The sequence below is a fragment of the Sphingobacterium paludis genome, assembly GCF_004364125.1.
In the GTDB taxonomy this organism is placed as follows: domain Bacteria; phylum Bacteroidota; class Bacteroidia; order Sphingobacteriales; family Sphingobacteriaceae; genus Sphingobacterium; species Sphingobacterium paludis.
This window is the reverse complement of the sequence record NZ_SNZV01000001.1, coordinates 681,652-696,202: the sequence shown is the minus strand read 5'-3', so window position 1 is coordinate 696,202 and position 14,551 is coordinate 681,652. Positions and strand designations below refer to the sequence as shown.

Here is a 14,551-nt window from a genome sequence, read left to right as displayed (position 1 = left end):
GCGAAACAAACCACAAAAGCGCTATGCATAGCTTTTTGAAAGAGATAAACGGAGAGATTTTGCTTGGATGCAAACATTTACGCCTTTAAATCGTTTACCATCAACGTGTTTTTCCCTAATAAAAGCTATGCACAACTATTTCTTGGCCGTATTTGCCTCGCTACTCTTTCTATCCTGCCAAAATATAGGATCAAAACCTAGGCAGCAAAATGTTATTTCAGCTGAACAGTTGCCCGATACAATCGCGTCGGATGCCGCCGCTAATCATTCGGTGCCGAGCAGCGTAGCACCGGAGTTAGTTGAAGGCATGACCATGTTAAGCGGCACCTATCGCATTTGGGAAGAAACAGATGATCCAACGGCAATGGTTGATTCCAACTGGCTGGAAATTTTTACGTTGGGTTCAGCCGTGCAGGTTCAGCCGCTCTCTTACCATATCATAACAGGTTTTGACGATTGTGCAGGGGTGAATACGAAAACAATCAACACCACAAATAAATCCTTGGTATTTGTAAAACCTGGGAAAATAAAAACCGGAGTCAAAAACCAAGTGGATAGGTCAAAAGCTTTACTTTGGCCTGGTGTGAAGACCAGTTTCTCCTTTCAGGGGGCAAACTACAGCTTGGAAGGCACAGGCACCATTAACGGCTCGGAAACCTTTACAGATGATACAAAGCAAACCTATACTTTTCATAACGTCACTAATTACGCGTTGCAGCTCATAGATCAGCAAGGAAATGCGGTTACGTTGGTTAGTGAAGAGTCTTTTAATGACACCTTTATCGAACTTCTTTTTGTAGGCGACCTTGACGGCGATCATTTGCCTGATTTTATTATTTCCGCACCAAGGCATTACGAAGAAGAACGTACGCTACTCATTTTATCGACGGAGCGCGAGAATGGAAAGGTAAAAGCCTTCGAAGCGGCACGCCAATTTGACTGTTAGCCTTTCAACGGATAGAAGAAGATGGCTTATCAGCGATTGTCGGCCAGCGCATGACGTTAGCGTTGGAGCAAGTTATGCTGCGTCGCGGTAAAGAAATGGCGAAATACGATATTCAACGCATTGTCCCATTGCGCTGCAGCGATTCCACCGTAGGGAAATAGTTCAACGATAGCGGCCTTGCCTAGTGCAACGCAGTCACGGCTCACCGTATCAATCTCATCGACAAGGGATGCATCGACAGCATCATTTTTCCAAACCAAGGCCATTAACGCATATAGTCTCGCAGAACGTTCTTCGATCGCGAGCCTTGCCTGATCAAGTGCCCTTAATATTCGTTTCAGCTGTGGGCCATCCCGACCGGGATCCTGCGCCTTCACCATAAGTTGGCGCTCCAATAGATCCAAAAACCGGCGAAACATGCCAATGTAGTTGACAGCTAACGTGCAGGCGGCAAACGGCATAAAGGGAATTTCAAACAATTTACTGGCGTGGGTTCGCGCCGCGGGCGCTATCGTAAACGCCCGATTGGCGGGGACAAAAAGCTGCTGCACGGAAAAACTATGGCTTGCCGTACAAGCTAACCCGAAGGTATCCCAATCGTAATGCACAAGCACATCATCACGGTCAACGAAGAAAGACTGGTAAATGGGCTCCCCTTTTTCGTCTACTGCTGGCGAGCCATTTTCATAGACCCAAGCATTAAGTGTAAAATGAGTAAGATGTGGGGCGCCGGTGGCATACTGCCAATAGCCCGTTATTAAATAGCCGTCCTCCACCCGCTCTGCCTTGCCGGATGGTTTACCACTCCCACCCCAACATACGTTGGGCTTTTGGAATAGGGTAGTCGCAAGGTCTGGATCGAGGAAACCGGCAAACATATTAGCACCCGAACACAGCGTCACTGTCCAACCAAAGCCGCCATCGACATACGCCAGCTCTTCCAAAAGTTTACATCCCTCTTCCAGTCCATATCCTAGGCCGCCATACTCTTTCGGCACCCATAGGTTAAACCAATGTTGCTCGTAAACGAGATGCAACAGGTTGTCTGACAGCGTTTTTTTATCTATGCTAGGTATTATCTCGTCTTGTATACGATCTATTATCTCTTTAGGAAGCTCCATGTGTCGTATGATGTTGGTTTTGTATAATTTTTGTCCAGCGTATATAGCCTACGATGGCCACGATAAATAGAAAGATAGTCAGACAGCCAAACAGGTACAACTCTTTGTAAAACAATAAAGGCACCGCAATGAAATTACTGATGTTTAGCAATAGCCAATTTTCCAGCTTTCGGCGTGCCAGCAGCCACATCCCCGCCCAAGCCGTGCTCGACACCATAGCGTCCATCATCGGCACATCGGAGTCGGTAGCGTAAATCAACAGCAGAAATAAGACGATGTAGCCAACAACGACAATAGATAACACCATAAGCCAATCCTGCCGCGAGCAACGCGTGATGGCCACCACACGGTCCACGTCTCGATATTTCCAATACCAGAGTCCGTACACACTCATAATCAGGTAATACAGATTGAGTAATATTTCGGCATAGAGCCGAGCCTGAAAAAGAACGGATATCGTGAGTATGATCGATAAGATACCAAAAAAGTAATTGGATATTTTATTGCGACTGGAAAGCAGCACTTGTATAATGCCGAAGCAAACGGCAAAGCGCTCCGTCCAGGATGTTTCCTGAAGCGCTGCAAGGAGTTTATCTAAAAATTCAGCCATGTATAAATAGTACCACCCCCATTAAATAGTGATGTAAGCGTGGTACACGGCCAAGTAAGAAAGGAAATTGTCCCTACGCCAGCATTACCTGGATCAGGTTCCTCCCGTATTGTCATACGAGAACGGGTATGTTCTCAGCACGTTCGTGCACCCCGATTGTTAAACGTATATGCGTATGCGTTATCTGCTAACTAAGACAGCTTCAAGGCTTCTTGCGAACGCTGACGCACCTGCTCACACAGAGCCGCATCATCATTCAGCTTTTTGCCCCACGATGGAATCATCTCCCGCAACTTGTTCCGGTATTGATCGGATTTAGCGCGTTCTGGGAAGCAGCGTTTCAGCAGATTGATCATGATAGCGACTGATGTTGATGCACCCGGCGATGCACCTAAGAGCGCAGCGATAGATCCATCGGCAGCAGACACGACCTCCGTACCGAATTCCAGAATACCACCATGTTTCGGATCCTTTTTGATAACCTGCACCCGTTGGCCAGCCACCTCAATTCCCCAATCCTCCATCTTTGCTGTTGGCATAAATTGTTTCAGTGCGTCCAGCTTATCCGACGGGCTTTTCATCACCTCCGTGATTAAATATTTCGTCAGGTCCAGGTTGTCCAGGCCGGCTGAAATCATGGGGCGAATATTGGATAATTTGATCGAAGCCGGAAGATCAAAGTAAGATCCTTTTTTTAGAAATTTGGTCGAGAAGCCCGCGTAAGGTCCAAATAATAAAGCCTGTTCACCATCGATATAACGCGTATCCAAGTGGGGTACCGACATAGGTGGCGCACCGACAGAAGCTTTTCCATATACCTTCGCGTGGTGCTGCTTGATGATCTCCGGATTTTTACAACGTAGCCACTGCCCACCAACCGGGAAGCCACCGTAGCCTTTTGCCTCTGGTATGCCGGACTTTTCCAACAAGAGTAAAGAACGACCGCCCGCACCGATAAATACGAACTTCGCTTTAATCTTGCGCTTTTCGCCGTTATTCAAATCCTTCAACTCTACTTCCCATTTTCCGTCATCTGCCCGATCGATATCCCGAACTTCTTGGTTTAGGGAAAGCTTAATATTATCTTTTGTCTGTAAATGTTGAATTAAATCACGTGTTAACGAGCCGAAATTAACGTCCGTACCGATGTCCATGCGTGTTGCGGCAATTTGTTCTTGCTCATCGCGATTATCCATCATCAGTGGAATCCACTCTTTTAGTACGGTTTTATCTTCTGTATAGACCATATCCTTAAACAAGGTCTCTTTCGACATAGCTTCATACCGCGCACGCAAGAAGTTTACATCTTTCTCGCCAAAGACGGCACTCATGTGTGGAACTTGGCGAATAAATTCCTCCGGTTTTTTAAGAATATCCTGCTCGACGAGGTAGGTCCAAAACTGTTTTGAAATTTCAAATTGTTCAGCAATATCAATCGCTTTTGCAATCTTAACGGTGCCATCAGGCTGTTCAGGCGTATAGTTCAGCTCACACAACGCGGAGTGTCCCGTTCCAGCATTGTTCCAAGCGTCTGAACTCTCTGCAGCAACGAGATCTAAACGTTCAACAATCTCAATCTGGATATCTGGACTCAACTCATTAATTAAAGTCCCCAAGGTTGCGCTCATGATGCCCGCACCGATTAACACCACATCTACTTCAGATTTTTTAGCTTTTTTACCCATGATTCTTAAATTCCGTACAAAATTAACATTCAAATCGGTTTTAGCGCAATCAAAATGTCAAAATTCTTTCATTAATACTACCAATTTTTCAACAATCTTAGGCGTATGGATCCTGATGAAACTCTGAGCTCCACGTTCCTGCTGATGACCTGGCAACGCAGTTATCGAAAAAAAATTGGGATAATATCCGAATATTTAACATTTTTGTGGATTAGTTTAAACGGAAACTCATTAGTAAAATGAAATTATTAGAAGGCAAAACCGCTCTGGTTACAGGAGCATCAAAAGGCATCGGCAGAAAAATTGCCGAAGTTTTTGCTCAACAGGGAGCGAATGTTGCATTTACGTATTTATCTTCTGTAGAGAAAGGGCAGGCGCTCGAGTCTGAACTGCAAGGCTTTGGAACCAAAGTTAAAGGCTATCGCTCGGATGCTTCACAATTTGCTGAGGCGGAAAAGCTGATCAGTGACATCGTAGCCGACTTTGGCACCCTAGACATCGTTGTCAATAATGCAGGTATAACCAAAGATGGATTATTGATGCGTATGACCGAGGAGAACTGGGACGACGTGATCAATATCAATCTGAAATCAATATTTAATGTCACCAAGGCGGCTTCGAAGGTGATGATGAAGAATCGCAAGGGTTCCTTTATCAACATGAGCTCGGTGGTCGGTGTACAGGGAAATGCTGGTCAAGCAAATTATGCAGCCTCAAAGGCTGGTATTATAGGCTTCACGAAGTCTGTGGCCAAAGAACTAGGTTCACGTAATATCCGCAGCAATGTCATTGCCCCAGGCTTTATCCGCACAGAAATGACGGATGTCCTGGATCCTAACGTGGTAGCAGGCTGGGAAGCAAACATTCCGTTGAAACGCGCTGGGGAAGCCGAAGATGTCGCCAACGCCTGTTTGTTCCTCGCTTCTGATCTTTCAGCCTATGTAACAGGGCAAGTCATTCCAGTAGACGGGGGCATGCTGTAGCACTTCGCTCAACCGAGTTTGACAAAAAAACATATACTCCCGATCGGCATCGATCGGGATTTTTTATGCTTTTTCGCATGCCTCGTGATTCGGTATTTTTAACATCCGCATTTCAGCCCCAGCGTGAACTTTTACGCCAGAAAAATTTAAATTGGCGTATCTTTGTACGGAAACGACACGTATGCGATCAACAATTTTCTCTATAGACAGCGACTCGAGGTTTGAAGAAGCCGCTTTGTCCGTTTTTAATTATCAATACCGGCACAATACGATTTATCAACAATACGTGGATGCGCTGGGGGTGGACCACCGTGCAATTACGCAATACCAAGAGATTCCTTTTTTACCCATCGAATTTTTTAAAACCCAATATATATACGCAGCGGCTAACGATCCGGTGCTGCATTTCACTAGTTCCGGCACAACCGGCACCAGCACAAGCAAGCACGCGGTGGCAGACGTCTCTTGGTACGAAGACAGTTTCCGCCAAGCGTTTCGGCAGTTCTACGGCGACGTTAACGACATTGCCGTTCTAGCGCTGCTCCCCTCTTACCTAGAACGCGAAGGCTCATCGCTTATTTATATGGTCGATGATTTAATCGCACAAAGTGCGCAGCCGGAATCTGGCTATTTTTTGTATAACCATGACGAGCTGTACGCGCTGCTCTTGCAATTGAAAAAGAAAGGTACAAAAACGATACTTATCGGTGTGACCTATGCCCTCCTCGACTTTAGCGATCATTATCAGATCGATTTTCCAGAACTTATTGTGATGGAGACCGGCGGCATGAAAGGCAAGCGCAAAGAAATGATTCGCGAAGAGTTACACAATGTCCTCTGCAGCACCTTTAACGTGCAGCATATCCACTCGGAATACGGGATGACAGAGCTACTATCGCAGGCTTACTCGGCTGGTCAAGGTCGCTTCAAAACACCTCCCTGGATGAAAGTATTGATGCGAGACACAAACGATCCTTTAAGCCTAATCAATTCCGGACAAACGGGAGCGATCAATGTGATCGATTTGGCTAACTACCATTCCTGCGCATTCCTAGCGACACAAGATCTGGGCAAGCGTTACGCAGATGGTAGTTTCGAAGTGCTCGGACGTTTCGATAATAGCGATATTCGAGGCTGCAACCTACTCGTTCAATAATCGTATGCAGAAGAAAGTGCTCTTTTTTAAGAGCGCTTCGCAGCACAGTCCCCTATCGTCGCACAACGCGGAAACCAGTACAAGGGCATAATGTCTTATTATTCGAAACGTCAAGCCATCGTTCCTCTGGCTCGCAGTGACGCTCATTTTCGCATTACCCAATACCCAATCTACATACAAATATCTATATACTAACATCTACATACTAGGTACTACCATCCCAATTCGCGATACTCCCTACGCACTACCCACTCACTACTGCAAAACAAAAATGGCAACCACGTTACGCGGTCGCCAAATACCTTATTCAAGGCTCATACTGAAAAATTTCTCCGGAAAAGCCTTACTTAACAATATGTCGATGTTCGATAATCGTAATATCTTTCTCGTTGCTTTCGTTTGCGGCATCAACAGCGCCTTTTACCGCACATTTACCCGTAATTCCGCGCGTCACCAAGGCAGCCCCCAACGTCAGACAAGATACTGCAGTCAATGGCTTTTTCAAAACACGTTTAACAGCACAGCCTACAATAAAGCCGCCGGCTACTACAGAGAGAATACGTTCCGAATTTGATATTTGGCCATGTTCGCAAGCCTCATCTATTTTTTCTTTAACCTTATCAATTGTTAGATCTAAAATTCCCATAGCTTTAGTTTTATGAAGATAACAGCCAGTCAATTTAAAATGTTTTGCTGTATTTGTAAAATTTCCTATTTTTTCGTAAAATCGATTACGAAATCCGGTACGCATGCAGGTAAAAAAATATTCGGGCGAGCTTGTTCCCTTTGATCCACATAGCTTAAGGCAGTCGCTATTTCGTTCCGGCGCTACGGAAGCACAAGTCGAGCAGGTCTATCAAGCTATACAAGCTAAATTGTATGATGGCATTAGCACCCGCGAACTCTATGATATGGCTTTTGACAGCTTAAAGGAGCACAAAGGAGCACACGCAGCACGCTACGCGTTAAAGAAAGCACTTCAAGAATTAGGCCCTGAAGGGTTTTACTTCGAACGATGGATTGCAAAGTTATTTGCCGACGACGGCTACCAGACCATGACCAGTCAAACCATTAAGGGACGCGCAATCACCCACGAAATAGATGTCATCGCTTTACAAGGAGATGAACTACTCGCTATTGAATGCAAGTTTCGTAACGACGCTGACGCGAAAATATCCGTCACTACGCCGATGTATTTCCTTTCGCGTGTTAACGATATCAAAGGACTACCCTATAATTTTTTCGGAAGCGAGAAGAAACTTTCTGATGGTTGGTTAGTGACAAACGCACACTTGACCCTGGATTCCAAAACATTCGGGTCATACTATAAGCTAAACCTGCTTGCCTGGGACTACCCAGCAGAAAAAAACATTAAACAACGTGTCGACAACAAAGGGCTTTATCCGATTACTTGCCTCAGCACCTTGTCAACGATGGACAAAGCTACCCTGCTCAAAAACGAATGCATTCTCGTGCAAGATTTAATACACATGCCGAAATTTCTTGACCATTTGCAAGCCGATGGTGGTAAACGGAAACGGATTTTGCAAGAAGCCACGGAGCTACTACATACACCGGTAGAGATGGTATAGCCCATTTTCTCCGTAAATTAATCCTTTGGGGCCAGCTTTATTCGCCAATTGGCAAAAGCGGTTCGTTTTTTGCACTATAATTTTGATTACCAAACAAAAAAAGTTATCTTATCGAAATTATAAATTTTAAATGATTAGGTTATGAGAAAAGCGGGTCTTTTAATATTATTCAGTTACGTATCCCTTGCTATCCAAGCACATTCAAAGCATATTGCTGCGGCGGCATCTCAGGAAACATCGCCTACTTCCGCTATTATCGTTGGAGTCATTATATTGATTGTTATCATAATTGTCCTGTATCGCAGGCAAAAAAGGAAATTCAATGACTAAAAAGAAAAGCTGTGGAAATTTCCACAGCTTTTCTTTTTAGTCCGCCCGTTTAAGACCAAATTTTTCTATTTTATGGTACAAATGACTTCGCTGAATCCCTATCTCATCAGCCGTCTTTGACACATTCCACGCATTTTTGTCGAGTTTGAAATTGATATATTCCTTCTCCGCATGATCTTTAAATTCCTGAAACGACTCAAATTCGTCGAACTCAAATCCGCCACCGCCGTTTCTGACTTCGCTGACATGGCCTACCGCGCTGTGCTGTTTCGACGGGTTAGCATACAGACTAACATCACGATCAGTAATCTTCTTATCACTTAAAATAACCAAGCGCTCGATCATGTTACGCAATTCACGGATATTTCCTGTCCAAGGCAATGCTTGTAGTGCTTGCATAGCCTGCACCGTAATCTCCTTAGTCGGAATGTTGTAATCACCACAAATCTCATCACAGAAACTTGTTGCAATAAGCGGGATATCGTCTGAACGTTCATTCAACGAAGGGACGTGTATCAAAATAACGCTCAAGCGGTGGTAAAGGTCCATACGGAAATTGCCTGCCTCGATCTCTTTGAGTAAATCCTTGTTTGTTGCCGCAATAACACGCACGTTAACGTCAATTTCTTTTTCGCCACCCACACGCGTGATTTTATTCTCCTGCAACGCCCGTAATACCTTCGCTTGCGCAGATAAGCTCATATCGCCAATCTCGTCAAGGAATAGGGTACCGTTATTTGCCTGCTCGAATTTACCGATCCGCTGCTTCACAGCCGAAGTAAATGAGCCCTTTTCGTGTCCGAAAAGTTCAGATTCGATCAGTTCTGATGGGATAGCCGCACAGTTAACCTCCACCAAGGGTGATGTGGAACGATTGGACTTTTCGTGCAGCCAACGGGCCACAAGTTCCTTTCCAGATCCGTTCTCACCAGTAACCAAGACACGCGCATCAGTAGGTGCCACCCGCTCGATCGTCTCCTTGATTAGGCGAATGCCAGAAGACGCACCAAGGATCTCCTTCGTTTTAGAAACCTTCTTTTTTAAAACCTTCGTTTCTTTAACCAACGTACCTTTCTCCAGCGCGTTGCGTACCGTGATCAATAGGCGGTTAAGATCCAAAGGCTTCTCGAGGAAATCATATGCCCCTCTCCGGGCAGCTTCAACAGCGGTCTCGATGGTGCCATGACCGGAAATCATAATAAATGGCGTATCCGTGATCTCCTGCGCAGCAGTCAGCACTTCCATACCATCCATTTTGTTCATTTTGATATCGCAAAGTACGAGGTCGATCTTTTCTTTTTTTAATACGTCAAGACCTTCAAGCCCGTTATCAACGTCCAAAACCTTGTAATCTTCATATTCTAATATATCACGCAGTGAACTCCGTATGGGACGTTCGTCGTCGATAATCAGGATTGTTGTCATATATTTTCTTCTTGGTAATAGTCAAACAAATTAGTAAATAATGGAATAATTTACAAAAAAGAAGCAAACCTTGTAAGCCGGGTTCTGTATCCTTTACAGGATTTCTATCATTTATCTAGGCTTACATTCGCATGTAAGCTCGATCAACCTACCCGTTGCGAATACCGTCGAAACGATAGAAGACGAGCAGCCTTCATGTTCGCAACCTATTTGGTTTTTCAACACACGAGGTTTACCGTAATGCATGTCACCATACAATACCGTGAGCTCTTACCTCACGTTTTCACCCTTACTACAGAAACTGCAGCGGTATATTTTCTGTGGCACTTGCTGTCTCCCAGACTCTGGGAGCCTTCCCGTTAGGAAGCGTATTGCTCTATGTTGCCCGGACTTTCCTCTCTCCCCCAATAGAAGGACAGCGATAGAACCAGTTTGCTTCAGCTGCAAAGGTACTATTTTTAGTCTGAATGCCTAATTTTTTAAACGGCCTTTTGTGCGAACCACTTCTCTCCTATGCGCCGAGCAACATCGCTATTTTATACGATAACGATTACAGATCTTGCGCAATGGCATACCCAGATGCCCAGGCCCATTGAAAATTATATCCACCTAGCCAGCCCGTTACATCGACTGCCTCACCGCCGAAATAAAGACCCTTATGCTTTTTGCTTTCCAGTGTTTTGGCCTGCAGCTCGTCTGTCGCCACACCGCCCCGCATCACCTCCGCCTTATCGTAGCCTTTGTCACCGGCCGGCTTTACCTCAAAATGGTGGATGGTGTCCCAAATTAATTTGGCATCGGCCTTACTCAGCGAAGCAATTTTCAGGTCGATAGGCAGAAACTTGCCCAGCGCGTCGACCATCTTTCGGGTGAAATGCGCTTGCAACAACTGGCTCACTGTGCGCCGCCCTCCCGCTGCGCGCTCCTGCTTGATCAGGTCTTGAACATCGAAGTGGGGCAACAGGTTGATGGTAAAAACTTCGCCCGCTTTCCAATAAGACGATATTTGTAAGATAGCTGGCCCGCTTAATCCCCAGTGCGTAAACAAAATGTTCTCCTCAAAGCTGATTTGCTTATTTGCGACGCGAGAAAAAACAGCATTTCCGGCCAGTGAGGCATACCAGTCGGCATCTTTGCCCGTGATGGTCAATGGTACCAGTGCCGGCGCCGTATCCACTACCCGAAGGTCAAATTTGCGCGCCGTGCGCAAAGCAAAGTCCGAAGCACCTAACTTTGCTATCGGCAAACCGCCCGAGGCGATGACAACTTTGTCACTGCGTATATGGCGCGTTGCGCCTTCATGTAACACCGTAAGGGTATAGGCATCTCCATCCTGCGCTATTGTTTTTACTTCCGCTTGTAGCCATATGTCTTGCTGGGTCTCATACATCAGTTTGGTAAACACGCCGACAATATCCTTCGCCTTATTCGATTGCGGAAAAAGCTGACCCAATGTTTTCTCTTGTCCGATGATATTCCCGAACGACTGAAAAAACTGTATAGTGTCATCCACCGTCCACTGTGAAAACACGGCGTGAAGAAAATTCGGATTCTCCGAAACAAAATTGTGAATATCGGTATGCAGGTTGGTATAGTTACAGCGGCCACCGCCAGAAATCAAGATCTTAGCGCCTACTTTATCATTTTTTTCCAACAGCAACGTCCGCTTCCCTAAGAGTCCAGCTTGCGCCGCGCACATCAGTCCGCAAGCACCACCTCCAACAATCACGGCATCGTATTCCATTAATAGGCGCGTAATCTATCTTTCAAGGATATGGCTTTTTTCTGTTTCCACGATTCCTCGGCAGCTTCTAACACACGAATAACATCCCTCCCCTGTTCCGCTGTGATCAACAACGAAGCTTCTCCGCGAAGGTGAGCCGCCACATTGGCGTAAAAATCCGGGCCAGATCCCAGCTCGCTTTCGATTGTTCTTTCCACATCCTTGCCCGCCTGAAGTAAGGATAAGCGGCCATAGGTGGCAGCGTCTTCACGCCCCCAGTTGGCCACCTCGTGCGGCAAAATACCAGCGCGCAGCAACTCCTCCTGCGGATCCGTACCCGGCTTGACGAAGGAGCCGTTCCAACCGTAAAGCGCATAGCGGGCCGTAGATTCTTTGGCTAACATCTGCCCTTTAAGTGAAACTTTAAGATTGGGGTAGCTTAGGATAAATTCAAAATCATCAACCGCCTTAGCTCCTTCACGCTGCTTCCGCAGGTCGGCAAAAATCCAGTCGGGAGCGCCAAACAGCTGTAGCGCCTGATCCAGCAGATGTGCACCTAAATCATAGTGTATACCGGATCCGGGGAGATCTTCTTCCCGCCATGCGCCTTCACGTAAGTAATTGCGAAAACGGTCGTAGCGCCCTTCATAATTGACTAAATGGCCGAGCACGCCAGATTGAATAACTTTTGAAACGGTTTTGTAATCCGAATGAAAACGCGCATTATGGTGCACCGTGAGTAACAAGCCTTTTTCCTTGGCCAGGTCGATGAGTTCATCGGCTTCTGCACTGGTGTTGGTAAACGGCTTCTCCACGACGACATGTTTTCCGGCTTCTAGGGCCCGCTTAGCCAACGCGTAGTGAACATCGTTGGACGTGGCAACCACCACCAAATCAACGGCGCTATCGTTTATAATATCATCCGCGCTTTCGACCGCAATAGCTTGCGGATACCGCGTGGCCAAAAGCTTCTTTTGTTCATCTTTTCTTGCCGTCACCTTATACAGCTCCAGCTGCGGATTTCCTACGATAAAGGGCGCATGAAACACTTGCCCCCCAATAGAAAAACCGATCAGTCCAATCTTTATTTTTTTCATGTTACATTCGTTCTGGAACAGCAATGCCGAGCATGCGCATACTCTCCGCTATCACGCGCGCAGCTACCGCGGAGAGATGCAAACGGAAATTTTTAATGTCTGCATTTTCGGCTTTTAAAATGGTTTCCTCGTGGTAAAACTTGTTATAGAGTTTTGCAATATCGTACGCGTAGTTCGCCAGTTGGGCGGGTGAAAATTCTTTTGCCGAGGCTTCGATCACAGCCGGATAGTTGCTTAAAGCCTGCACCAGCTCCTGCTCAAACGATGATAGTATGGTGGGCTTTCCCAGCGCAGTCGCCGTATCAAAACCAGCTTTCTTTAACACCGATTTTATCCGCGCATGCGTATACTGTATAAACGGTCCGGTATGACCTTGAAAATCGACCGATTCCGAAGGGTCAAACAACAAGCGTTTCTTCGGATCTACTTTCAAAAGGAAGTACTTCAGCGCCCCCATACCAATGGTGTTATACAAGTCAGCCTTTTCATCCTCAAAAAAACCTTCCGTTTTGCCTAGCTCTTCCGTACGGGTCTTGGCCGTAGCCAGCATCTCTTCCATCAAATCGTCAGCATCAACCACCGTACCTTCACGGGATTTCATCTTACCGGATGGCAAGTCGACCATGCCATAAGAAAGATGGAAAAGACCATCCGCCCAAGCTTTCCCAAGCTTCTTCAAGATCAGGAAAAGAACCTTAAAATGATAGTCTTGCTCGTTGCCCACCACATAAATAGACTCTTCCATACCGAAATCGTCATATTTTAGCTGAGCAGTGCCCAAGTCTTGCGTAATGTATACCGATGTGCCATCGCCACGCAAAACAAGCTTTTGATCCAGGCCCTCGTCGGTCAGGTCGATCCATACCGAGTTGTCCTCTTTGCGAAAGAATACGCCCCGATCCAAACCATCTTGTATAATATCTTTGCCTAATAGATAGGTATTTGACTCGTAATAAAACTTATCAAAGTCGACACCAAGCTGCTTGTATGTTTTTTCAAAACCATCATATACCCAGCCATTCATTGTTTTCCAAAGGTTGATCACTTCGGTATCAGCGGCTTCCCATTTCTGCAACATCAGCTGCGCCTCCTTGATTAGTGGCGCACGCTTCTTCGCCTCTTCTTCTGTGGCACCTTGCTGCATTAAGGCTTCGATTTCCTTCTTATATTCCTTATCAAATATAACGTAGTATTTACCTACCAGATGGTCGCCCTTCAAACCAGATGAAGTGGGTGTTTCCCCTTCGCCAAACTTCTGCCAAGCCAACATAGACTTGCAGATGTGAATACCGCGATCGTTCACAAGATTTGCTTTAACGACATCGTAGCCGTAGGCTTTTAAGATCTCCGCCACGGAAAAGCCTAATAGATTGTTACGGATATGGCCAAGGTGTAGCGGCTTGTTGGTATTAGGCGAGCTATACTCGACCATTAGGCGTTTGCCATTAGACGGGAACCTGCCAAAATCTGGTTTCGACAGGGCCGTGTTCACGACATCTATCCAATACTCATCGGACAAGCTGATATTCAAAAAGCCTTTTATTACATTGAAGTCCGCAATCTCCTGCACGTTGTCCCGAAGCCATTCGCCTATGGCGGCGCCTGTTTGCTCGGGCGACTGTTTCGAAAAGCGCGTAATGGGAAAAACAACAACAGTGATGTGCCCGTCGAATTCCTTTCTGGTCTCTTGTAGCGTGATCTGTGTTTCAGGAACATCAACTCCGTAAAGCGCCTCAACGGCTTGAAGGGTATCCTTTATTAACTCGTTTTGAATAGAATAAGCCATGTAATTATTTCGTAATTTTTATAACTTTCTGATAATGAATATTAAAAATATCATACCCAATAGTACGGTATTCATGACGAAAGTATATCTTTGCCAA

12 protein-coding genes and 1 other RNA gene are annotated in these 14,551 nt (G+C 45.8%); 4 read left to right on the top strand and 9 right to left on the bottom strand.

The features are described 5' to 3' along the window. The first annotated feature begins 127 nt into the window (after positions 1-127). Positions 128-946, top strand: a complete 819-nt coding sequence (locus tag B0I21_RS02875) for an integrin alpha (RefSeq protein ID WP_133638900.1) — start codon at positions 128-130, stop codon at positions 944-946. A 56-nt stretch (positions 947-1,002) separates the two neighbouring features. On the opposite strand, the gene B0I21_RS02870 is transcribed toward B0I21_RS02875, so the two are convergent. The 3 genes from B0I21_RS02870 to B0I21_RS02860 form a co-directional block, all read right to left on the bottom strand. Further along, complete coding sequence (locus tag B0I21_RS02870) at positions 1,003-2,067, bottom strand: acyl-CoA dehydrogenase family protein (protein WP_133638898.1); 1,065 nt, start codon at positions 2,065-2,067, stop codon at positions 1,003-1,005. Continuing rightward, entirely contained in the window at positions 2,054-2,677 is a 624-nt protein-coding gene (pnuC, locus tag B0I21_RS02865) for a nicotinamide riboside transporter PnuC (protein ID WP_133638896.1), read from the bottom strand. Before pnuC ends, B0I21_RS02870 begins: the two co-directional genes overlap by 14 nt. Before the next feature lie 191 nt (positions 2,678-2,868). Beyond that, the gene (locus tag B0I21_RS02860; protein WP_133638894.1) at positions 2,869-4,362 is read right to left on the bottom strand and encodes a malate:quinone oxidoreductase; all 1,494 of its coding nucleotides are present in this window, start codon (positions 4,360-4,362) and stop codon (positions 2,869-2,871) included. Between the two features lie 239 nt (positions 4,363-4,601). Between B0I21_RS02860 and fabG the strand changes: the two genes are divergently transcribed. After that, positions 4,602-5,345, top strand: coding sequence for a 3-oxoacyl-[acyl-carrier-protein] reductase (gene fabG / locus B0I21_RS02855; RefSeq protein ID WP_133638893.1), 744 nt, complete (start codon positions 4,602-4,604; stop codon positions 5,343-5,345). A 181-nt stretch (positions 5,346-5,526) separates the two neighbouring features. Continuing rightward, positions 5,527-6,501, top strand: coding sequence for a LuxE/PaaK family acyltransferase (locus B0I21_RS02850; protein WP_133638891.1), 975 nt, complete (start codon positions 5,527-5,529; stop codon positions 6,499-6,501). Positions 6,502-6,844: 343 nt separating this feature from the next. Here the strand turns inward: B0I21_RS02850 and B0I21_RS02845 are convergent, their stop codons facing one another. Then, on the bottom strand, positions 6,845-7,147 hold the full coding sequence (locus B0I21_RS02845; RefSeq protein ID WP_133639005.1) for a YgaP-like transmembrane domain: 303 nt from the start codon (positions 7,145-7,147) through the stop codon (positions 6,845-6,847). 103 nt (positions 7,148-7,250) lie between these two features. Here B0I21_RS02845 and B0I21_RS02840 point away from each other — a divergent pair, with 103 nt between their 5' ends. Continuing rightward, the gene (locus B0I21_RS02840; protein ID WP_133638889.1) at positions 7,251-8,093 is read left to right on the top strand and encodes an ATP cone domain-containing protein; all 843 of its coding nucleotides are present in this window, start codon (positions 7,251-7,253) and stop codon (positions 8,091-8,093) included. Positions 8,094-8,459: 366 nt separating this feature from the next. Here B0I21_RS02840 and B0I21_RS02835 read toward each other — a convergent pair whose 3' ends face one another. From B0I21_RS02835 to argS, 5 genes are all read right to left on the bottom strand, one after another. Continuing rightward, positions 8,460-9,848 (bottom strand): sigma-54-dependent transcriptional regulator, encoded by a 1,389-nt coding sequence (locus tag B0I21_RS02835; protein WP_133638887.1) that lies wholly within the window; start codon positions 9,846-9,848, stop codon positions 8,460-8,462. A gap of 57 nt (positions 9,849-9,905) precedes the next feature. Continuing rightward, positions 9,906-10,286: RNase P RNA component class A (gene rnpB, locus B0I21_RS02830), an RNA gene on the bottom strand. Positions 10,287-10,398: 112 nt separating this feature from the next. Then, positions 10,399-11,592: a BaiN/RdsA family NAD(P)/FAD-dependent oxidoreductase gene (locus tag B0I21_RS02825; protein WP_133638885.1), complete on the bottom strand. Its 1,194-nt coding sequence runs from the start codon at positions 11,590-11,592 to the stop codon at positions 10,399-10,401. Beyond that, entirely contained in the window at positions 11,592-12,668 is a 1,077-nt protein-coding gene (locus B0I21_RS02820; protein WP_133638884.1) for a Gfo/Idh/MocA family oxidoreductase, read from the bottom strand. Before B0I21_RS02820 ends, B0I21_RS02825 begins: the two co-directional genes overlap by 1 nt. Before the next feature lies 1 nt (position 12,669). Further along, a complete protein-coding gene (gene argS, locus B0I21_RS02815) occupies positions 12,670-14,454 on the bottom strand; it encodes an arginine--tRNA ligase (RefSeq protein ID WP_133638883.1) in 1,785 nt (594 codons plus the stop codon). Positions 14,455-14,551: the final 97 nt, after the last annotated feature.

Excerpts from the sequence above, each read along its gene's own strand:
- B0I21_RS02875 (WP_133638900.1), top strand. The coding sequence starts at position 128 with ATGCACAACTATTTCTTGGCCGTATTTGCCTCGCTACTCTTTCTATCC.
- B0I21_RS02870 (WP_133638898.1), bottom strand. The coding sequence starts at position 2,067 with ATGGAGCTTCCTAAAGAGATAATAGATCGTATACAAGACGAGATAATA.
- pnuC (WP_133638896.1), bottom strand. The coding sequence starts at position 2,677 with ATGGCTGAATTTTTAGATAAACTCCTTGCAGCGCTTCAGGAAACATCC.
- B0I21_RS02860 (WP_133638894.1), bottom strand. The coding sequence starts at position 4,362 with ATGGGTAAAAAAGCTAAAAAATCTGAAGTAGATGTGGTGTTAATCGGT.
- fabG (WP_133638893.1), top strand. The coding sequence starts at position 4,602 with ATGAAATTATTAGAAGGCAAAACCGCTCTGGTTACAGGAGCATCAAAA.
- B0I21_RS02850 (WP_133638891.1), top strand. The coding sequence starts at position 5,527 with ATGCGATCAACAATTTTCTCTATAGACAGCGACTCGAGGTTTGAAGAA.
- B0I21_RS02845 (WP_133639005.1), bottom strand. The coding sequence starts at position 7,147 with ATGGGAATTTTAGATCTAACAATTGATAAGGTTAAAGAAAAAATAGAT.
- B0I21_RS02840 (WP_133638889.1), top strand. The coding sequence starts at position 7,251 with ATGCAGGTAAAAAAATATTCGGGCGAGCTTGTTCCCTTTGATCCACAT.
- B0I21_RS02835 (WP_133638887.1), bottom strand. The coding sequence starts at position 9,848 with ATGACAACAATCCTGATTATCGACGACGAACGTCCCATACGGAGTTCA.
- B0I21_RS02825 (WP_133638885.1), bottom strand. The coding sequence starts at position 11,592 with ATGGAATACGATGCCGTGATTGTTGGAGGTGGTGCTTGCGGACTGATG.
- B0I21_RS02820 (WP_133638884.1), bottom strand. The coding sequence starts at position 12,668 with ATGAAAAAAATAAAGATTGGACTGATCGGTTTTTCTATTGGGGGGCAA.
- argS (WP_133638883.1), bottom strand. The coding sequence starts at position 14,454 with ATGGCTTATTCTATTCAAAACGAGTTAATAAAGGATACCCTTCAAGCC.